This window comes from Clostridium sp., from assembly GCF_050717635.1.
Classification (GTDB): Bacteria; Bacillota; Clostridia; order Clostridiales; family Clostridiaceae; genus Clostridium_AD.
This window is the reverse complement of record NZ_JBOITO010000003.1, coordinates 197,620-216,671: the sequence shown is the minus strand read 5'-3', so window position 1 is coordinate 216,671 and position 19,052 is coordinate 197,620. Positions and strand designations below refer to the sequence as shown.

22 protein-coding genes are annotated in these 19,052 nt (G+C 32.3%); all 22 read right to left on the bottom strand.

The features are described 5' to 3' along the window. Positions 1-23 precede the first annotated feature (23 nt). The 22 genes from ACREWB_RS02590 to ACREWB_RS02485 all read right to left on the bottom strand — a co-directional run bounded on the left by ACREWB_RS02590 (position 24) and on the right by ACREWB_RS02485 (position 19,051). Positions 24-869: an FAD/NAD(P)-binding protein gene (locus tag ACREWB_RS02590; protein ID WP_431545920.1), complete on the bottom strand. Its 846-nt coding sequence runs from the start codon at positions 867-869 to the stop codon at positions 24-26. Then, positions 869-1,906, bottom strand: coding sequence for a 4Fe-4S dicluster domain-containing protein (locus ACREWB_RS02585; RefSeq protein ID WP_431545919.1), 1,038 nt, complete (start codon positions 1,904-1,906; stop codon positions 869-871). Before ACREWB_RS02585 ends, ACREWB_RS02590 begins: the two co-directional genes overlap by 1 nt. Next, positions 1,903-2,886 (bottom strand): 4Fe-4S dicluster domain-containing protein, encoded by a 984-nt coding sequence (locus ACREWB_RS02580; RefSeq protein WP_431545918.1) that lies wholly within the window; start codon positions 2,884-2,886, stop codon positions 1,903-1,905. The genes ACREWB_RS02585 and ACREWB_RS02580 overlap by 4 nt, the downstream gene beginning before the upstream one ends. Beyond that, the gene (locus tag ACREWB_RS02575) at positions 2,874-3,344 is read right to left on the bottom strand and encodes a hydrogenase iron-sulfur subunit (protein WP_431545917.1); all 471 of its coding nucleotides are present in this window, start codon (positions 3,342-3,344) and stop codon (positions 2,874-2,876) included. The genes ACREWB_RS02580 and ACREWB_RS02575 overlap by 13 nt, the downstream gene beginning before the upstream one ends. Then, entirely contained in the window at positions 3,335-5,320 is a 1,986-nt protein-coding gene (locus ACREWB_RS02570; protein ID WP_431545916.1) for a 4Fe-4S binding protein, read from the bottom strand. The genes ACREWB_RS02575 and ACREWB_RS02570 overlap by 10 nt, the downstream gene beginning before the upstream one ends. A 48-nt stretch (positions 5,321-5,368) precedes the next feature. Then, positions 5,369-5,779: a 4Fe-4S dicluster domain-containing protein gene (locus ACREWB_RS02565; RefSeq protein WP_431545915.1), complete on the bottom strand. Its 411-nt coding sequence runs from the start codon at positions 5,777-5,779 to the stop codon at positions 5,369-5,371. 18 nt (positions 5,780-5,797) lie between these two features. Continuing rightward, positions 5,798-6,586 (bottom strand): CoB--CoM heterodisulfide reductase iron-sulfur subunit B family protein, encoded by a 789-nt coding sequence (locus ACREWB_RS02560; RefSeq protein ID WP_431545914.1) that lies wholly within the window; start codon positions 6,584-6,586, stop codon positions 5,798-5,800. Positions 6,587-6,958: 372 nt separating this feature from the next. Continuing rightward, positions 6,959-8,224 (bottom strand): aspartate-alanine antiporter-like transporter, encoded by a 1,266-nt coding sequence (locus ACREWB_RS02555; protein ID WP_431545913.1) that lies wholly within the window; start codon positions 8,222-8,224, stop codon positions 6,959-6,961. Between the two features lie 385 nt (positions 8,225-8,609). Continuing rightward, positions 8,610-9,998, bottom strand: a complete 1,389-nt coding sequence (locus ACREWB_RS02550; RefSeq protein ID WP_431545912.1) for a sigma-54 interaction domain-containing protein — start codon at positions 9,996-9,998, stop codon at positions 8,610-8,612. A 51-nt stretch (positions 9,999-10,049) separates the two neighbouring features. Beyond that, on the bottom strand, positions 10,050-10,898 hold the full coding sequence (locus tag ACREWB_RS02545; RefSeq protein ID WP_431545911.1) for an MBL fold metallo-hydrolase: 849 nt from the start codon (positions 10,896-10,898) through the stop codon (positions 10,050-10,052). A gap of 36 nt (positions 10,899-10,934) precedes the next feature. Then, positions 10,935-11,303 carry a DUF134 domain-containing protein gene (locus ACREWB_RS02540; RefSeq protein WP_431545910.1) on the bottom strand — a complete coding sequence of 123 codons (369 nt, stop codon included), beginning with the start codon at positions 11,301-11,303 and terminating at the stop codon, positions 10,935-10,937. A 47-nt stretch (positions 11,304-11,350) separates the two neighbouring features. Beyond that, entirely contained in the window at positions 11,351-11,818 is a 468-nt protein-coding gene (def, locus tag ACREWB_RS02535) for a peptide deformylase (protein ID WP_431545909.1), read from the bottom strand. 179 nt (positions 11,819-11,997) lie between these two features. Further along, positions 11,998-12,438 (bottom strand): DUF134 domain-containing protein, encoded by a 441-nt coding sequence (locus tag ACREWB_RS02530; protein WP_431545908.1) that lies wholly within the window; start codon positions 12,436-12,438, stop codon positions 11,998-12,000. A gap of 58 nt (positions 12,439-12,496) precedes the next feature. Continuing rightward, the gene (gene scfB / locus ACREWB_RS02525; RefSeq protein ID WP_431545907.1) at positions 12,497-13,867 is read right to left on the bottom strand and encodes a thioether cross-link-forming SCIFF peptide maturase; all 1,371 of its coding nucleotides are present in this window, start codon (positions 13,865-13,867) and stop codon (positions 12,497-12,499) included. A gap of 90 nt (positions 13,868-13,957) precedes the next feature. Further along, complete coding sequence (locus tag ACREWB_RS02520; protein ID WP_431545906.1) at positions 13,958-14,134, bottom strand: DUF5320 domain-containing protein; 177 nt, start codon at positions 14,132-14,134, stop codon at positions 13,958-13,960. Between the two features lie 91 nt (positions 14,135-14,225). Further along, positions 14,226-14,717: a flavin reductase family protein gene (locus ACREWB_RS02515; protein WP_431545905.1), complete on the bottom strand. Its 492-nt coding sequence runs from the start codon at positions 14,715-14,717 to the stop codon at positions 14,226-14,228. 46 nt (positions 14,718-14,763) lie between these two features. Next, positions 14,764-15,102, bottom strand: coding sequence for a NifB/NifX family molybdenum-iron cluster-binding protein (locus tag ACREWB_RS02510; RefSeq protein ID WP_431545904.1), 339 nt, complete (start codon positions 15,100-15,102; stop codon positions 14,764-14,766). Between the two features lie 47 nt (positions 15,103-15,149). Then, positions 15,150-16,001: an ATP-binding protein gene (locus ACREWB_RS02505; RefSeq protein ID WP_431545903.1), complete on the bottom strand. Its 852-nt coding sequence runs from the start codon at positions 15,999-16,001 to the stop codon at positions 15,150-15,152. Beyond that, complete coding sequence (locus ACREWB_RS02500) at positions 15,992-16,822, bottom strand: ATP-binding protein (RefSeq protein WP_431545965.1); 831 nt, start codon at positions 16,820-16,822, stop codon at positions 15,992-15,994. Before ACREWB_RS02500 ends, ACREWB_RS02505 begins: the two co-directional genes overlap by 10 nt. A gap of 7 nt (positions 16,823-16,829) precedes the next feature. After that, a complete protein-coding gene (locus ACREWB_RS02495) occupies positions 16,830-17,195 on the bottom strand; it encodes a NifB/NifX family molybdenum-iron cluster-binding protein (RefSeq protein ID WP_431545902.1) in 366 nt (121 codons plus the stop codon). A 261-nt stretch (positions 17,196-17,456) separates the two neighbouring features. Next, positions 17,457-18,287: a metal ABC transporter permease gene (locus ACREWB_RS02490; protein WP_431545901.1), complete on the bottom strand. Its 831-nt coding sequence runs from the start codon at positions 18,285-18,287 to the stop codon at positions 17,457-17,459. Then, complete coding sequence (locus ACREWB_RS02485) at positions 18,287-19,051, bottom strand: metal ABC transporter ATP-binding protein (protein ID WP_431545900.1); 765 nt, start codon at positions 19,049-19,051, stop codon at positions 18,287-18,289. The genes ACREWB_RS02490 and ACREWB_RS02485 overlap by 1 nt, the downstream gene beginning before the upstream one ends. Position 19,052 lies beyond the last annotated feature (1 nt).

Sequence of the window (19,052 nt, the reverse complement as noted above, 5' to 3'; positions counted from 1 at the left end):
CTGATTTCTAAATTTTGTTTATATTAATATTCATCGGGAAGCTCATCAATTTCATCGCATCTAAATACTGGACCATCTTTACACACATATTTATCTCCTATGTTACAACGTCCACATTTACCTACCCCACATTTCATTTTTAATTCTAATGTAGTGTAAACTTGCTCCTTCTTAAATCCTATTTCCATTAATGTTTGAAGAGTATATTTAATCATAATTGGAGGACCACATAACAAAGCTACTTTATTTGTATCAAATCCAATTTCTTTAACATAAGAAGGAACAAATCCTACATGACCTTCCCATCCTTCAGCTTCTCTATCAACCGTTAAATGAACATCTGTATTAGGCTTTGAGGGCCAATTTTCAAATATATCGTTTTGAAATACAAGGTCTCCAGGAGTTCTTGATCCATATAGAATATCTACTTTCCCGTAATTTTCTCTATTATCCATTACATAGTTTATAACGGAACGAATAGGTGCTAGACCTATACCGCCACCAATAAAAAGAAGATCTTTACCTTTTAGTACACCATCTACAGGAAAGTTATTTCCATAGGGTCCTCTGATACCTATTTCACACCCTACTTCTAGGCTGTGTAAATATTCTGTCACCGCGCCACATCTTTTTACGCTAAATTCCATATAATCACTCTGAGTTGGAGAAGATGTTATTGAAAAAATAGCTTCTCCTAGTGGCGGTACAGAAATCATAGCACATTGTCCTGGCATATGTTCAAATGCTTTTCCACCGCCTGGTTTTGTAACTCTAAAAGTAGTTACATCCTCTGTATCTTTTCTTATCTCATTTATAACTACGATTTCAGGAATTAGTGGATTTACATGTTCATTACAGTCGCAACCCATTATTCTTCACCACCTAATTTTTTAATTACTTTGACAATATCCAAGTGAACTGGACACTTTTCGATGCATCTTCCACATCCAACGCAAGCATATTCGCCTTCATGATTGTTAGGATAATATACAAGTTTATGCATAAACCTCTGTCTAAATCTTTCCTTTTGAGTCTTTCTAATGTTTCCATGAGCCATCAGAGTGAAATCTGAAAACATACATGAATCCCAACAACGAAATCTTTCTCCAGATGAGTCGCCTTTAAAGTCAGAAATATCATAACAATGACAGGTAGGACATACATAAGTACATGATCCACAACCTAAACAGCGTTCGCTAAATTCCGCCCAAATTTCAGCTTCAAATAAATCATTAAGATCTCCAGTTATCTTTTTAGGGTTTATATTTACTAGAGGTAGTTCTTTAAATTTCTTCACTGCGGCCTCTTGTAATTTTTTTAGTTCCTTTGTGTCCTGCTGTGTTACATCTTCTAAAACATCTTTTAATTTGTCCGTTAAGTTTTCGCCCTTTTGGGTTTGAGATTGCCAAAGCACGCTATCCCCTATATCCCATGTTGCAACATCAACATCACGAGGAGCTGTTTCTGGCTCTATTCCAAATGATGTACAAAAGCAAGTTTCCTCTGGGTTAAAACAGGCCATAGAAACAATAGTTCCCATATCTCTTCTTTCCTCGTATAATCTATCTACAGGCTCTTCAAGAAATACATTATCAAGTAGGTGAAAGCTTTTTACATCACAGTGTCTTACACCAAAGAGAACATATTCCTCTTTTTTGCCGCCTACATTGTCAAGCTCAAGTTTCTTACCATCTCTTTTAAACTTTAAATAAGTTTCACTTTGGGGAAATATAAATTTTTTAGGTGAAATGCTGGTTTTTAGGTTTTGGACGTTAACTGTCTCACCTTCTTGCCACATATCGAAGTTTACTTTCCCATCCTTCTCAATTGGTAAAAATAGTTCATAGGACTTATCAATGGTACTAAAAAGCTGAGAAAACTTGCTTTTTAATATTTTCTTCATCATTTTTTTCCACCTCCGCGCTCAATAAATGAATCTCTATCATCTAATTTATAAGTACCAATAGGGGCTTCTATAGATATATCTATTCCTGCATCATATTCACCATAAAGTTCATTTATATCTTTTATGATTTTACTGTTTAGTTTATGAAGAGGTATCCCTGCTGGGCATACTCTGCTGCACTCTCCACATTCTACGCAACGTCCCGCTACATGGTAAGCTCTAATAATATGAAAAAACTGCTCTTCACTAGCTACATTTGCCTTGCCAGATACTTCTGCTTTATCATTATCAAAAATACATTTTACGCAACTGCATGCAGGGCATATGTTACGACAAGCATTACAGCGTATACATTTTGAAAATTGATCATCCCAGTAATCAGATCGTTCCTGTGTAGATAGAGCTTCAAGGTCGTCGACGTCTTTAAATCGCTCTAGAGGGTCTATTTCTCTAGTTACAAACTCAGACATTAACTGATCATATACTACTGGATTTGGATATCTACATTTAATGCATTTGTCATATTCAAAATCTCCTGCTAAAACTTTCTTTTCACCATCTTTTTTTACAAATATAAGGTCATCTCCAGATCTCTTTATACTTAAAAGACCTTTATGTAATGCCTCTTTTTTTACTTTCTCTGGGTCAATCATACCAGGACAACTTACTCCATAAACCACAACCTTATCACGGTCTATTCTGTTGTCCTTTACCATTTGGTTAAAAGCACGTGAATCGCATCCTTTTAAAAATACGCCAACTTTTTCATTGTCTTTCAATTGCTGAATCAAATATTTACTTAGGTTGTTAACACAAAAGCAGTCCCATATTAAAGAATCTGCATCCTTCACATCCGTAATAAATACTGGATATGAATCGTCAAAGGTATCTCCCTTTTTCCAACCTATTATTTTTTCTACTTCCCCATTTTCTAGGGCCAATTTTGCAGTAGCTCTCATTTTTTCAGTTATCTTTTCCATCTATCATCCCTCAACTTTCTGTTAGGACCAAGGTTATGAATTTTCTCTAATGCTTCATTCATAACGCTTGCAAATTTATGTCCTTCTGCTGCTGAAATCCAATCCACTGTAAGTCGCTCTTTTTCTATTCCCATATATTCAAGAAAATTTGTTAAAATCGAAAAACGTCTTCTTGTGTGATAATTTCCACTTGTATAATGACAATCCCCTGGATGACAACCAGCAATTACTACGCCGTCAGCCCCACGTTGAAAAGCACGGAGTATAAAGTTTTCACTTACCCTACATGAGCATGGAACCCTAATAATTTTCACATTAGCAGGATAAGTGAGTCTACTAGTCCCAGCTAAATCCGCTCCTGCATAACTGCACCAGTTACAACAAAATGCTACTATTAAAGGTTCAAATTTATCTTTATCTTTATTTATATTCTCTATTTCTTTAGCTTCTATTGACATAAGGCATCCACCTCCGCTAAAATCTGTCTATTTGTAAATCCTTTAAGGTCAATTGCACCAGGACGACAAGCCACAGTACATCCACCACATCCTTGGCAAAGTGCCTCATTTACACTTGCAACTATTTTCGTAATTGTTTTCCCATTCTCTTTAACCTCAATTGTTTTTGAAGAAATTGCATCATAAGGACATATATTTATGCACGCAAGACATCCACTACAAATCGATTCATCAACTTCTGAAACACAAGGACTGCTAATTAGTTTTGTCTTACTTAGCACATCAATTACTTTTGCGGCTGCTGCGCTTGCCTGTCCAACTGTTTCCGGAATATCCTTTGGCCCTTGGCAGGCTCCAGCTAGGTATATACCAGCAGAATGTGTTTCCACCGGACGAAGCTTTGCATGTGCTTCCGTAAAGAAATTGTTTGCATCCGTACTGATGCTTAATGTTCTTTTAATTATACTTGCATCATCTTGTGCCTTAGTAGCCGCTGCTAGTACTACTATATCTGCATCAATTACAACGGTATCTCCAGTCATTGTATCTACACCATGAACTTGAAGCTTTTCGCCATCTGGAAAAACTTTACCAACCATCCCTTTTATATAGTGAACACCATATTCTTCAACCGCTCTTCTTTGAAACTCTTCAAAGTTTTTTCCTGCGGTACGAACATCTATATAGAAAACATAGGCTTCCATATCAGGATAATGATCCTTAAGTAGCATAGCGTGTTTTGCTGTATACATACAACAAATTTTAGAACAATAAGTTTTACCCCTAGGCGACTTGTCCCTTGAACCCACACATTGTATAAACACTACTTTTTCAGGAACTCTGTGGTCTGATGGACATAAAAGCTTACCTGCTGTAGGGCCTGCTGCGTTTGTCAATCTTTCAAACTCAAGAGATGTTATTACATCAGGATGGTTTCCATACTGATATTCTCCAAATTTATCTAATTTTATAATATCGTAGCCTGTAGCCACTACTATAGTTCCATATTTTTTTGTTATGCTAGTGTCCTCCTGTGAAAACTCAATAGCACCGGATGGACATACTTTTTCACAAATACCACATTTTCCAGTTTTAAACTTGATACATTCTTCCCTGTCTATAACAGGTACATTTGGCACTGCTTGTGCGAAAGGTGAATATATAGCCGCTCTATTTGTTAGTCCTTCGTTAAATTCGCTTTTAGCTTTTTTTGAAGGACATTTTTCTGTACAAATACCACAGCCAGTACACTTTTCTAGGTTAACGCTTCGTGCCTTTTGTTTAATAATGGCTTCAAAGTTACCTACATACCCACTAACCGACGCTACTTCACTGTATGTGTATAGAGTAATATTAGGATGAGAAGAGGCCTCCACCATTTTAGGAGTTAATATACAAGCTGCGCAATCTAGCGTAGGAAATGTTTTATCTATTTGTGCCATTTTGCCACCAATACTTGGCGACTTCTCAACTATGTCTACTTCATAACCTGCATTAGCAATGTCAATAGCCGCTTGTATTCCTGCAATTCCTCCCCCAATAACAAGGGTTCTATGTGTAACACCTATTTCACCAGATATCAGCCCAGTATTTAATGCTACTTTAGCTACTGCAGCTCTAACAAGAGCGATGGCCTTAGGAGTTCCTTCCTCTTTGGTCTTATGTATCCATGAACAATGCTCGCGAATATTAGCAACTTCTAATAAATACGGATTCATTCCCGCTTCATTTGCTGCATTGCGAAATGTTGCCTCATGCATTCTAGGAGAGCATGACGCTACTACTACTCTATCTAGATTTTGTTCTTTTATTGCATCTTTAATTAAATTTTGGCCTACTTCTGAACACATATATTGATAGTCTTTAGCATGTACAACTCCAGGTATTTTTTTAGCTGCTTCTATAACTTTATCGATGTCTACAGTAGCTGCTATATTGCTTCCACACCAACAAACAAAAACTCCAATTCTCTGCAACACAATCCCTCCTTCAAAAATAACAGTATCTTTATCATTATTTAAAAATTATTTATTATACTTTCGAAATGCACTCACAATTGCTTGCTGAGGCATTTTATCATCTATTTTTCCAAAGATATCATCAGCCGTTAGCCTACTTTCACCTGTACGTCTAATGATGGTAAGTCTAACCGCCTCTAAAACCTTTGCAATATCTATATCCCTAGGACACCTCTGAGCACAAGTGAAACAAGAAGCACAGCTCCAAATGGTTTTGCTCTCTATAACCTTATCCAATTGTCCTGTCTGAAGTAATCTTATAACCTTATGAGGTAATATATCCATACCTTCACTTGCAGGACAACCTGCTGAACATTTCCCACATTGGATACAGTCCCGTATTCTTTGTCCACTTATTTCAGAAATTTGATCTATCTCTTTCGTTTTCTTACCAGAAAATATTTCAACTCTTTTCATTGCATTATACCTCCTAACTTATTTGACACCTAAAGCTTCAGCTAAAAGCTCGGTAAAATAACTAATAGATAGTTTATCTTCTGCTCCGCCGGAGCTACGTTCTAGATTATATTTGCAAAGTGGGCACGCTGTAACAATTTCCTCTGCATCATGTTGCACCGCTGATTCAACGATATTGTTTGTCATTTTATTTACAAGATCCTTTTGATCTAGGCAAAGATAGCCTCCACAACACTCAGTTCGATATGGATACTTTATAGGAGTAGCTCCAATAGCTTTTATAAAATCTTCTATAATCGAAGGATTCTCTGGATCATCAAAATTCATTGTTCCGCTAGGACGAAGAAGTAGACACCCATAATAAGCTCCAATTTTCCTGCCTGTAAGAGGATTTGTTACTTTTTTAGCTAGATTATCAAATCCTATTTCGTCTCTAAGTACTTCAAGATAGTGAAGAACCTGAGTCTCTCCTGAGTAATCTTTTTCTAACTCCAAATAGTTGTTAACCTTTGTTCTTATGTCATCTTTATTTTCCATATCGTCATTAACTCTTTTTATTACATGATGGCATGCAGCACATAAAGTTACTAGTTTTTCATTTTTGTCCCTTGCGCTAGCTAGGCTTCTTACAGCCGATAATTTAGTGGCTATCTCATCAGTGGCTAATGGGTATACAGCACCACAACATTGCCATTCCTTTTGCTCCACCAGTTCAAAACCCAAGACCTTTGCAGAATCTAGTGCATACTTTTCTAATTCCTGAGCTTTCGTCTTTAACGTACAACCTGGATAATAACTATATTTCATCTTTATTCATCTAGACTTTTTGAAAAACAAGTCTAGATTTACACCTCCCTTCGATTTGTTAATATTTTAACACTTATTTGTAAAAAATATCTCTTTATTCTTTTTAGTATTTATGTATTAAAAAACCAGTGGATATTTATTTAACTTGTTGGTAAAACTAACCACGGTTATTGATAAAATTATAACACATATTGTTATAAAATAAAAATGATATTTCCCTTAAATATAATCTCAAAAATTATATTTAAGGGGAATATGTCATAGAATTAGGCTGTTACAGTATTACGCCCTTATAAATTTTGTTAATATTTTAACATTTTTATTTTTTAATTATATGCAATTTTACGAATTTTCTAAAAATATAACATGTCTTTAGGTAATCATATGAAGTATGATTACAAATATAACAGTACATAAGAGCCCAAAGGGATAGGTTGCTCCATAACCAGCAGCAACTTCATCAGTCTTTGTAGCGTCAATTGCAGCTCCAAGACCTGGGGTGCTTGTCATACCTCCACATATAGCGCCTGCAATGATAATCCAGTTCATTTTAAATATATATCTTGCTACAAGGAATCCAGCTAATAATGCACCTAGACCGGCTCCAAAAGAAATTACTGCAAGTGCAGCACCACTTCCACCAAGCGCAGCTATGGTTTCATAGCCATATTGTAATCCTACTATAGCTAGAAACAGTGAGAGTGTTAAATCTCTTATTGCAGAAAGTACAGCAGTATTCATTCTAAAGGTGAGTGGTCCTATTTTACCAATATGACCAAGCAATAATGATATTATAAGTACTCCTCCAGTTGATCCTAAACTAAACCATTTTATAAGTGGTAGATAAATATTTATTAAACCAACAAAGTACCCAACCAAACACACTACAAGAAATGATACTATATCAAAACCCACTTCTTTGATGTGTTTTTCTTTTACTTCCTTGTTCTCAAAGGTTCCCATTTCTGCCCTATATCTTAATTTTTCTTTTTCCAAATCCATTTTAAATATAACCGGGAAAAAATTCATAGCAAGAATCACTACTAAAACTCCCGGTGCGTATCCAATAGCATGTCCAAGTCCAACTTGGGCTTGTGCCTCTATACCATATTTAGCAGTGGATTCTAAAGCTGCTGCAAGAGCTGGTGAGCTAGTTAGTGCTCCTGTATAAACCCCAGCAACAGCAAAATTGTTCTGCCCGGTAAATATAAGCGTTGCAAGATAAGTAAGTATTGCTGCGGTGCCAGTTATAACTGCACCAAGCACTATAAATTTAGCTCCGTATTTCCTAATAATTTTTCCTAAATCTTTTGCTGCTAGTAGTCCAACTGCTGCAATAAATAGAATTAGTGTAAATGTAAATAGTTCTTTACTAATCACTCCATTAGCTAGGTAATTAGCCGCATATTTGGGAGCCCCTTCAATTAAACCTTTTGTATGGTCACTAGGATCTAACATAAATGGGACACAGTATTTGGAATAAAGCAACCACCCCAACAATATTCCAGTAAATAAACCTCCTGATTGTCCCAAATTAAATTTTCCAATTCTAATCCTACCTATAAGTAGACCAGTAACTGTTGCTAAAAACAATGGCACAAACGGATTTGTTAAAAAAGCGATTAAATCAAATTTCATTTTTATTCCTCCTTAGTCTAAATAGTCTAAATGTTGATTGATCTATAAATACACAAATTACATGCTTATGCAATTTACGATTGTTAACTATTTAACAATTAAGATAAGTTTCGTTAACTTATCTTACCACATTTGTACTAATATAGTCTTGCTTAAGTAAAACTTTTTTAAAAATATTTTACGTTTTCACATTAGTGAGTATAAAATATTGCCCCAAACCACCTAAATAACTATGTTTACATAAATTAATATATCTAAAAAAAAGAGTAAGTTGCATTTTAGCAACTTACTCTTCATATACTCATTGTTAAATTCTTGACAAAACACACAAGTAATACTAAAAAGGTAATAATGCAGTTTTACACCATATTGCATCATTATATTTTTAAGAAGGTTTTGTATATTTTTGCCGTTTCCGTACAAAGGTAGAAGCGTCAATGCCTAGAGACTTGGCCGCCCCTCTAACATTTTTATATTTTGAAAAAGCTTCATTTAGCTTTTGTTCTTCTACCTGCTCTAAAACTTCCTTTAAAGTTTTCGTTTCATAATTATTAACACAACTTTGATCAGAAATATTTGCTATATCTTCTGGCAAATCATCAGTTGTTATTTTATCAGTTTGACTCATTATTATTACTCGTTCTATAATATTCTTAAGTTGCCTAACATTCCCGGGCCAATTGTATTCATACATTTTACAAATTGCTTCTTCACTAAAGATTTTATTGCAATTAAATCTTTTGTTTAATTCTTTTAAAAAATAAGTAATCAATGCTAATATATCTTGTTTCCTATACCTTAATGGTGGAATCGTTAAGGGCACCACATTTAATCTATAGTATAAATCTTCTCTAAATTGTTTATTTCTTACCATTTTTTCTAAATCTCTATTTGTAACAGCAATTACTCTAACATCAATTTTTATAGGCTTTATACCACCTATTCTTTCAATTTCTCTTTCTTGGAGGACTCCCAAGAGTTTAACTTGAATATCTAAGGGAAGTTCACCCACTTCGTCTAAAAAAATTGTCCCGCCTGATGCCAATTCAAAGAGTCCTATTTTCCCCTCTTTATTTGCACCAGTAAAAGCTCCTCGTTCATAACCAAATAATTCTGATTCTATTAGGTTAAGCGGAATGGCCCCACAATTAATTTTTATAAATTGTTTTTTGGCCCTAGAACTGTTTTTATGAATATACTTTGCGATTTCTTCTTTTCCAACCCCAGTTTCACCTAATATAAGTACAGTTGTATTCACTTCTGCAACACGTTTTGCAATTTGTATTGTGTTAAGCATATCCTCATCTGCTACAATCATATCCGATAAACCTAAAGATTGAGCCCTAAGTTCTGCAATCTCCGTATAGTATTTCTCAGCAAGAATTTTGTTTTTCTCTAGTTCTTCTTTAAATTCATAAAGTTGTGTAACATCCCTAACGTTTGTTACAACCATTATAATCTTTCCATCTTTGTTAAATATAGGACTTGATGATGACATTACCTTCATTCCACTTGGAAACCCCTGCACAATAGTTTCTGTTTTTTTGCTTTTTAAAACAAGTAAAGTAGCCGATTGAGAAATCTCTTGTTTTTTTACAAATTCCCTCATGTTTTTTCCTATCATGTCTTCTCGTTTTAATCCCGTTATTTTTTCATATGCCTTATTAATTTTTAATATATTGGCTTTTCCATCTGTAACAAAAATACCATCATAAGAATTTTCAATTACTAAATTTAATTCCGTTTCTTTAAGTAATATAATATCACCATTCAATTTTTTCAACTCCAATTTCTATAATATAAGCTAAACATACAATCATTTAGATTAAATCATCATCTGCGATACTATTATGTTTCCTGTATTATTGTATAAAAATTCATCTCCGAATTGGCGTTTTATTTCTTCAGCTGCTTTTTCTCCCGTACAATGGGATACCCCTATGATTTTTATATCTTTTTCCTTTAAAAAATCAATTGTTTTATTTAGTCTTTGCTCATCTGCTTCTACTAAATGTGTCCCACCAACTATACCATAGATTGGGAGACCTGTACGTTCTATAATGGTCTCTAAAATATTAACTATCCCTACATGTGAACATCCTACAACAACAAATAAACCACGCTTATCCTTTAATACTAATACTATTTCATCAGAAAAATCATCTAAAAGATACTTTTCATCTTGTTTAATTTGAAATCTTTTATTTGGCAATTCAAAATCATTATTCCTTTTAAAATTAGTAAATACCATTACATTTTCAGTAATATAAAATATATCTTGTTTAATATATTTTATTGCAATATTATTTTTATGAATATATCCCTCTTCAAAAGAATTACCAAGATACTTGTAATTATTTCCTTCTATTGCTCCATACTTTTTATTAAAAAAACCTTCTCCTACAATTAATTTATATAAATTTGAAGTTTTATCAACAAGCTTTCTAAATCCTCCACTATGGTCATAGTGTCCATGACTTATCATAACGTAATCTAATGTATTTAAATCCATATTTAATGTTTCAGCATTTTTAATAAAATCCCCACTCTTACCAGTATCAAATAAAATTTTTATCTCATCAATTTCTATATAAAGAGATAATCCATGTTCATTGTATAATCTTGCGTCATCACTTGGATTATCTTCAATTAGAGTTGTTATTTTTGTGTTCATTTTGTGCACCTACTTTTATATTATTTCAAAGATGACTTACCCTTTGTTGTTTCTACCATGCCTGTGTCTATGACAAATACAATTCTCACAACTTTCTCTGTCATCAAAATCACTGCATAGCTTATAATCACCCCCTTCAATCTTTAATATTTTACCATTTACTAAAGTATCTGCTATTTTTTTTCGAGCATCATCATATGTTCTTTGTAATGTAGAACGGGCAACTCCCATTACACTTGCACTTTGCTCTTGATTTAAACCTTCTAAATCTATTAGCCTTATAGTTTCATATTCCTCTACTGTCATAATTATTGATTCATTTACTGTTTCTACTAAATCAATAGGACCAAATTTAACAATTTCAGGCAATGTACAAACTCTTCTCCATTTTTTAGGTCTTGCCATTATTTAATCTCCTTCGTATTATTTTTTCTATTGTAAAAATCACATTCCTAAATGCTTGTGTTAGAAGTTGAATCTAATACAACCTTATCAATGAATAAAATACCATTAAGATGATCAATTTCATGACAAAAAGCCCTAGCTAAAAGTCCTGAAGCTTCAATTTCTACATTTTCACTATTTTCATTCATAGCTTTAACCTTTACTTTATATGGGCGATCAACAACCCCTTTTACTCCCGGAATGCTTAAACATCCTTCTGTATCTTGTTGTTCACCTTCTATTTCTACTATTTCAGGATTTATAAGTTTTATAGGTCCATCTCCTATGTCAACAACAATTATTCTTTTTAATATTCCTACCTGTGGTGCAGCAAGCCCAATGCCATTTTCTTTATACATCGTTTCAACCATATCACCTATTAATTGCAATATTTTTTTATCGATCTTTTCAACGTATTTTGATTTTTTCCTTAATATAACATCTTTTTTGTAATTAGTAATATTTCTTATTGCCATATTTCATTCTCCTTCTATAATAATATTTTGTAATTATTTATAAGTAGCTTATTTAGTATCAATAATATATAGGTAGTTAAACTCCACCCTTATAATTAGTATACTCTATTTTGGGTATATATTAATATCTATTACAAAAAATAAAAGCGCCGAAACTTTATTCTAAGCGCTTTAAATTCTTAAGTACAATCTTTGCACCATTTTTTACAAACCTTTGCTTTCTTGACACAAACAACTTTATCCGAACCACAATCTGGACAAACGTGTTTATCTTGTTCATAATTTATCTCATATAAGCTATGGCAATTAGAACATTTAAATTTACAAAATATGGTCCTGTAATTACCGCCACTTATCCTTATAGCTTTTCCTTCAGTTAACGCAATAGCCACCTTTTTTCTTGCACTATCTATAATGTTTTGAAACGTTTGCCTAGATACTTGCATTTTTTCTCCACATTCTTCTTGATTCAATTCTTCAATGTCCTTAAGCCTCATTGCCTCAAGTTCCTCTACTTTTAAAGATATTTCTTCGATCTGACATTTAGGCTTACCCCAGGGTACAAAATAAGTGTCCTCAGGAAAAAACTCTACTCTTCTAAATTTTATTGGTCTTGGCATTTTAATTCCTCCCGTATTTACTACTTTTATTTTAAACCATCTGAAGCATAAATAATTTTTAAAATTTCTTTTCCTTTTTATTATTTCTATAATATTGTAATGCAATAGCATATTCAACTCTTTTGCTTTGCATTTTACATCCAATTTCATAAGGTGTTTTTATATTACCAGTTGAATTAAAATTATTAGCTTGACAACCTCCACTACAATAAAATCTAGCCCAACATTTTTTACAGTCTGGTTTGTTGTATATATTAGCTCGTCTAAAAACGCTTGGCATTTCTTTGTTTTTAATACCCTCAAACACATTACCCATAAGATAGTTTGCATTACCTACAAACTGATGACAAGGATATAAATCTCCTTCAGGTGTTACTGCTATATATTCAAAACCAGCACCACAACCTGATATTCTTTTATAAATACATGCTCCTCCATTAATATCTATATTATAATGGTAAAATATTACATCATCATGTAATAATAGTTCATCAAAAATTTTATCATATTCATCATATATTTGTTCTAAATGTTCTTCTTTAATAGAAAGCACATCACCAGCTGGAAGTACTACTGGCTCTATTGAAATTTCTTTAAAACCAAGATCTATAAAATGTTTTATATCTTTAGAAAAATCCAAATTCTCTGCTGTAAAGGTTCCTCTTATATAATATTGTTTTTTAGATTTATGTCTCATTTTAACCATAGTTTTAATTTTAGGAAGAATATCATCATAAGTTCCATCGCCATTAATTTTCACCCTAATATTATCTTGTATTTCTTTTCTACCATCAATACTAAGTACAATATTTATCATGTTCTTATCTAAATATTCCATAATATCAGGAGTTAATAACGTTGCATTTGTTGTAATTGTAAATCTAAAGTTTTTATTATGTTGTTTTTCTAGTCCTCTTGCATAATCAACAGTTTTTTTAACAACATCCATATTTAAAAGAGGCTCTCCACCAAAAAAATCCACTTCAATATTCTTTCTTGGACCTGAATTTTGTATTAAAAAATCAATACTTCTTTTAGCAACGTCAAAGCTCATGAGTATCTTTTGCTTATCATAACCTTCCCCATCAGCAAAACAGTATTTACACCTTAAATTACAATCGTGAGCTATATTAAGACATACAGCTTTTATATAATCAGGTTCCTCTTCAAATTTTTTAGCAATAGACTCATATACATCCTCAGAGTACAATTTATCATCTTTTATAAGTTCTTCTATTTCATCATAACATTCGTTTAAATCATTCTCATCATATTTTCCGCTATACTTATTTATAACATCACTTCTACTTCCCACACCCTCATCAGCAAGTATATCATAAATAATATCATCTACCACATGGATAGAACCTGAACTTACATCTAAAATAAAATTATCACCTTTGCATTTAAATTTATGTATATTTCTCATTTGAATAATTCCTTCTTTCATTTACAATAATATTTATTAAAAATCAATAATAAATAAGAGGTAGATTACTACCTCTTATTTATTATTCGATTATTTTTTTTTACTATTAGGATTGTTTGTTTTACCTAGTCCCCTTTTAGTTCCAAGGCCCATTTTAAGTCCCAATCCTCCAACTACAGTTGCAACTTTAGCTACGTTGCATAATCCTAATCCTCTGCCTGTTTTAGGTCCCATTCCTGTTGGACCCGTACCGTCTCTTCTTGACATAACATCATCTCCTTTTGATCTTGAACATATGCCCTTTATAATTACCATTATACTCTATTTTGGGTATATGTCAATAACTATTATGATAATGTTATATAAGTTCTATTTTAGAATAATCGATATGACCCTTATCATCAACTACATTTCTGTCAGTATGCATATATTCAATTTTACCTACAAACATTTCATGTGAACCAGTAAGTATAGAATCTACTACCGTACATTCTATATTTATAGGACAATCTGCTAATAGTGGAGCATTGACCTTTACTGCTTCTTCAACACTTATATCAAGTTTTGCAAATTTATCTTCATCTCTACCACTAGTGCTACCCAAATAATCAAACATTTCTTTCTGATCTTTAGCAGCTATATTTACTACAAAACAACCTGTTTCTTTCACGATTTTATGAGAATATCTTGATGGAACAATACCTACCATAATCATTGGTGGATCGTAACTACAATTACAGCAATAAGCTACTACTAATGCATTATTTTTACCATCAAGTCCTCTACACGAAACTATTACTTTTGGCATTGGTTGTAGACAAGATTTCATATCCGCTTGAATTTTTACCATTTTAATTCCCCCATTTTGTATAATTTGTTTATAAAATTATCGGCACCTACTGTATATGTTCATGACAAACAGTACCCGTTGATGTTAATTCACCACTTATATATTTTTGTACTGCATCATCACTTAATCCCTGTGCACCAACTACTACCTCAATACCATTTTCATTGAATAAGTTTTGTGCTGTTTCTCCCATTCCACCTGCAATAATAATATTTACATTCAATTCCTTCAAGAATACTGGAAGATATCCAGGCTTATGTCCTGGATTTGCAGTAAAACTCTTACTTACTGTTTTACCTTCCTCTACTTCATATATTTTAAAACCATCACAATACCCAAAATGTCCACTTACTTTACTTTCTTCACTTGCCACTGCTATTCTCATTAATAATTCCTCCTTATATTTTAAATTAATTAATTTCATATATTTTTTTAAAGTTTAAATAAATCTTTAATATTACTCCACATATCTTCAATAGCTATTTCGGCTATACTATCTTTGTAACAAGTAATTGGTTTTAAATCATTTATAGATTTCATAACAACATCATCATATGGAATTTTACCAACTATTTCCAAGCCTTTATCATGAACAAAGTCTTCTATTTCTTTAGCTACTTCTTCATTGATGTCATATTTATTTATACAAACTATTGTAATAACTCCAAAATGTTCACATAATTCTACTACTCTCTTTAAATCTCCAAGACCTGATTTTGTAGGTTCTGTAACAGCGAGTACTGCATCACTTCCTGTTATTGATGCTATAACAGGACATCCAATACCTGGTGAGCCATCTAATATAGTTAATTTCTTATTGTCACTAAATTTTTTACCGTTTTTCCTAAGAAGCGTTACTAGAAGTCCTGAACCATCACTGCCTATATCCATTTCTGCTCTTGAAATTATACCTTTATCTAACTTAGTAATAAATGTTTCTGCTGTTTTTTCTGATTTTAATTTTATAGCATTATGTGGACATATAAGTGTGCAAGCTCCACACCCTTCGCAAGCAAATAAATTTATCTTGCAATTTTCTATAGCTTCAAATTTACACGCGATCTCACATTTACCACACTTAGTACAAAGAGATTCATCTATTACTGCTTTTTTACCACCTACAAAATCATTTTTGTAAATATTATGTCCTTTGTAAAACATATAAAGATTAGGTGCATCTACATCACAATCGATTCTTGTTACATCTTTAGCAAGTTCAGCTAATGCTGTTGCAATTGTAGTTTTACCCGTTCCACCTTTACCACTTAAAATTACTAGTTCCATGATATCACATCCTTTACTTCCTTTGAAAGTTCATCAAATAGTAGTTTATGATGTGGATCATCATATAATATTTCTCCCTTAGAATAAAGTACTGCTGTATTTTTGCTATAAGGAATAGTTCCTAATAACTTTATTTTTTCTTCCCTGCAATATCTTTTTATTATATTATCACTTTCATCGTCTTTATTTATAACAATACCAAAAGGTATATTATACATTTTTACAACTCCTACTGCCATTTTCAAATCATGAAGTCCAAATTCTGAAGGTTCTGTTACAAGTATTGCAGCATTTGCATATTTTAATGCATTTACTACACTACAAGAAGTACCTGGAGGACAATCAATTAAATTAACTCCCCCTGATATATTTTTAAGTAATTGCCTAATAACAGGAACTGCCATAGGTTCTTTTACATTTAAAATTCCTCTACTACAATCTATGTCTCTTACTTTTCCACTTTCAATTTTACCTGTCTGTCTTTTTTTATAAGTTATAGCATTATGTTTACATGCTATTTTACAAGCCCCACATCCATGACATAACTTTTCAAAAAGTAAAATTTCATCTTTCACTTTTGCAAGAGCATTAAATTGGCATGCATTTACACAATCTCCACATGAAACACAGTTAGCTTTATCTATAATTGGATACTCTACCATAACCTTTTCTGTTTTATCTACTTCAGGTTTTAAAAACAAGAATCCATTTGGTTCTTCAACATCACAATCAATATAATTCGCCTTTAATGCAAGAGCAAGATTAGTTGAAATCGTAGTTTTACCTGTTCCTCCTTTTCCACTAAGAACTGCTATATTCATTCCCATTTTATTTACCTCCACCATGATATGCAGGACCAGACATCTGTATTTGTTCTAGTTCGCCTTTATTATATTTTAAAAGTGCTGAGCTTATAACAATACTTTCACACTTATATGCTTTAATTTCTGCTTTTTCAATAAGTTCGAAAGCATTAGGACCAAGATTCCCTGTAATAATAACATCTATATTTTCATCAATTATTTGGTTTGATGCAAGAATCCCTGCTCCACCGCTGGCATTTTGACCCTTGTTTTCTATAACTTTAACTTCTCCACTTTCAGTATCATGAATTTGAAAATATCCACATCTTCCAAACCTAGTATTTAATAAATCTTCAGTAGTTTTACCTGTTGATGAAATCGCTATTCTCATTATTTTACCTCCAATATTTTTATTATATTCGTTAGTATACAGTTACAAATCAGTTTATTATATTTAAGAATCCGTGACTACATGTACATGTAGTCTACTTTATCATTAAACCGACCTATGTATATTGGCATTTGCCACTTTCATCTTTTATAATACCCCTAATATTAGTTATTGTCAAATGCCAATTGATTCTTTATAAAAAAAACAGTAAAGTTTAAAACAAATTTAAACTTTACCATTATATATAATTATATAATCTTATTATAATGTATGTGGCTTAACTTTCTTCTTTAGCAATTTAGATGACATAAAAAATATAATATAAGTACTCACTGCTACAATTATTATAGAAGCTCCAGAAGCAATATGAAGCTTATATGATATATAAAGTCCTAATAGCGAAAATACCACACCAAATAAAATTGAAAGAAGCATGATTTTTCTTAAATCAAAAGTAAATAATTTAGAAATAGCGGGTGGAACTGTTAAAAGTGCTATTATAAGTATTATTCCAACTACCCTTATAAGTACTACTACGCTAAATGCTATAAGTATAAATACCACATACTCCATTAGTTTAACATTAATGCCAACTACCTTAGAAAATTCCTCATCAAATAGATAAGCTTTTATATTATTAAAAAGTGCTATTACTATAAAAATAACAATAGCATCCAATCCAACCATTATATAAAGATCTAATTTTGAGATCGTAAGTATATCCCCAAAAAGATAAGATGATATATCTGGAGGATACCCAGGAGTAAGCGAGATAAATATAATCCCAAGTGCCATACCTAATGACCAAAACATACCTATAATAGTATCAGTATTCACTTTTGATTTTCTATTTATCTCAACTATTCCAAAAGAAGATATTACAGCAAATATTAGAGCACCTATTATAGGTTCTATGTTTAAAAAATAACCCATGCCTACTCCACCAAATGCAGCATGCGCAATACCTCCGCTCATCATCACAAGCTTTTTTTCAACAACTATTGTTCCGATAATACCACATATTATACTTGCAAGCACTGCTCCAATTATTGCATTCTGCAAAAACGTATATTTAAATATTGCATCTATCATTAATTCCCCTCCTTATGACTTCTAAGTACTCTATGAGGTATATTACCATGAGATATAGCATCTACTGGGCACCCATAAACACTGTCCATTGTATCTTTATCAAGTTCAGGTTCTCCATGATAAAATAGCTTCTGATTTAAACAAGCTATTTTATCTACATAAGAAAAAACAAACCCTGTATCATGAGTAACTACAACTATAGTCATATTCTTATTAATATTTTTAAGCAATGAATAAATACTAGTTTTTGATTGCACATCGAGACTTGCAGTTGGCTCATCCAAAAGTAAAAGTTTAGGTTCTGTACAAAGTGCCCTTGCAATTAATACCTTTTGCATCTGTCCACCAGAAAGTTGCCCTATCTGCCTGTTTCTAAGTTCATATATCTCTAACATATTCATTATATTTTCTGCATATTTCATATCTTCTTTAGAATATTTGCGTAAAAAATTCATACCAAATTTCAACCTTCCCATAAGTACTACATCAACCACATTTATCGGGAAGGTTTTTTCAAAACTAGAAAATTGTGGTACATACCCTATAGTATTTCTTTTATTATGTGGATTTTCACCATACACTTTTACCTGCCCTGACGTAGGTTTAATTAATCCTAATATCACTTTTAAAAGTGTTGACTTCCCTCCGCCATTAGGGCCTAAAATCGCAACAAATTCCTTATCTTTAATAGTTAAATTCACATCTTTTAGTGCATTTAAATTTTCATAATCCATACTTAAATTTTTTATTTCAACTGCATTCATT

Bases quoted from the DNA above. Each gene is read 5' to 3' on its own strand.
- ACREWB_RS02590 (WP_431545920.1), bottom strand. From the start codon at position 869: ATGGGTTGCGACTGTAATGAACATGTAAATCCACTAATTCCTGAAATC.
- ACREWB_RS02585 (WP_431545919.1), bottom strand. From the start codon at position 1,906: ATGATGAAGAAAATATTAAAAAGCAAGTTTTCTCAGCTTTTTAGTACC.
- ACREWB_RS02580 (WP_431545918.1), bottom strand. From the start codon at position 2,886: ATGGAAAAGATAACTGAAAAAATGAGAGCTACTGCAAAATTGGCCCTA.
- ACREWB_RS02575 (WP_431545917.1), bottom strand. From the start codon at position 3,344: ATGTCAATAGAAGCTAAAGAAATAGAGAATATAAATAAAGATAAAGAT.
- ACREWB_RS02565 (WP_431545915.1), bottom strand. From the start codon at position 5,779: ATGAAAAGAGTTGAAATATTTTCTGGTAAGAAAACGAAAGAGATAGAT.
- ACREWB_RS02560 (WP_431545914.1), bottom strand. From the start codon at position 6,586: ATGAAATATAGTTATTATCCAGGTTGTACGTTAAAGACGAAAGCTCAG.
- ACREWB_RS02555 (WP_431545913.1), bottom strand. From the start codon at position 8,224: ATGAAATTTGATTTAATCGCTTTTTTAACAAATCCGTTTGTGCCATTG.
- ACREWB_RS02545 (WP_431545911.1), bottom strand. From the start codon at position 10,898: ATGAACACAAAAATAACAACTCTAATTGAAGATAATCCAAGTGATGAC.
- ACREWB_RS02540 (WP_431545910.1), bottom strand. From the start codon at position 11,303: ATGGCAAGACCTAAAAAATGGAGAAGAGTTTGTACATTGCCTGAAATT.
- def (WP_431545909.1), bottom strand. From the start codon at position 11,818: ATGGCAATAAGAAATATTACTAATTACAAAAAAGATGTTATATTAAGG.
- ACREWB_RS02530 (WP_431545908.1), bottom strand. From the start codon at position 12,438: ATGCCAAGACCAATAAAATTTAGAAGAGTAGAGTTTTTTCCTGAGGAC.
- scfB (WP_431545907.1), bottom strand. From the start codon at position 13,867: ATGAGAAATATACATAAATTTAAATGCAAAGGTGATAATTTTATTTTA.
- ACREWB_RS02520 (WP_431545906.1), bottom strand. From the start codon at position 14,134: ATGTCAAGAAGAGACGGTACGGGTCCAACAGGAATGGGACCTAAAACA.
- ACREWB_RS02515 (WP_431545905.1), bottom strand. From the start codon at position 14,717: ATGGTAAAAATTCAAGCGGATATGAAATCTTGTCTACAACCAATGCCA.
- ACREWB_RS02510 (WP_431545904.1), bottom strand. From the start codon at position 15,102: ATGAGAATAGCAGTGGCAAGTGAAGAAAGTAAAGTAAGTGGACATTTT.
- ACREWB_RS02505 (WP_431545903.1), bottom strand. From the start codon at position 16,001: ATGGAACTAGTAATTTTAAGTGGTAAAGGTGGAACGGGTAAAACTACA.
- ACREWB_RS02500 (WP_431545965.1), bottom strand. From the start codon at position 16,822: ATGAATATAGCAGTTCTTAGTGGAAAAGGAGGAACAGGTAAAACTACG.
- ACREWB_RS02495 (WP_431545902.1), bottom strand. From the start codon at position 17,195: ATGAGAATAGCGATTTCATCAACAGGTAAAACTACTGAAGATTTATTA.
- ACREWB_RS02490 (WP_431545901.1), bottom strand. From the start codon at position 18,287: ATGATAGATGCAATATTTAAATATACGTTTTTGCAGAATGCAATAATT.
- ACREWB_RS02485 (WP_431545900.1), bottom strand. From the start codon at position 19,051: ATGAATGCAGTTGAAATAAAAAATTTAAGTATGGATTATGAAAATTTA.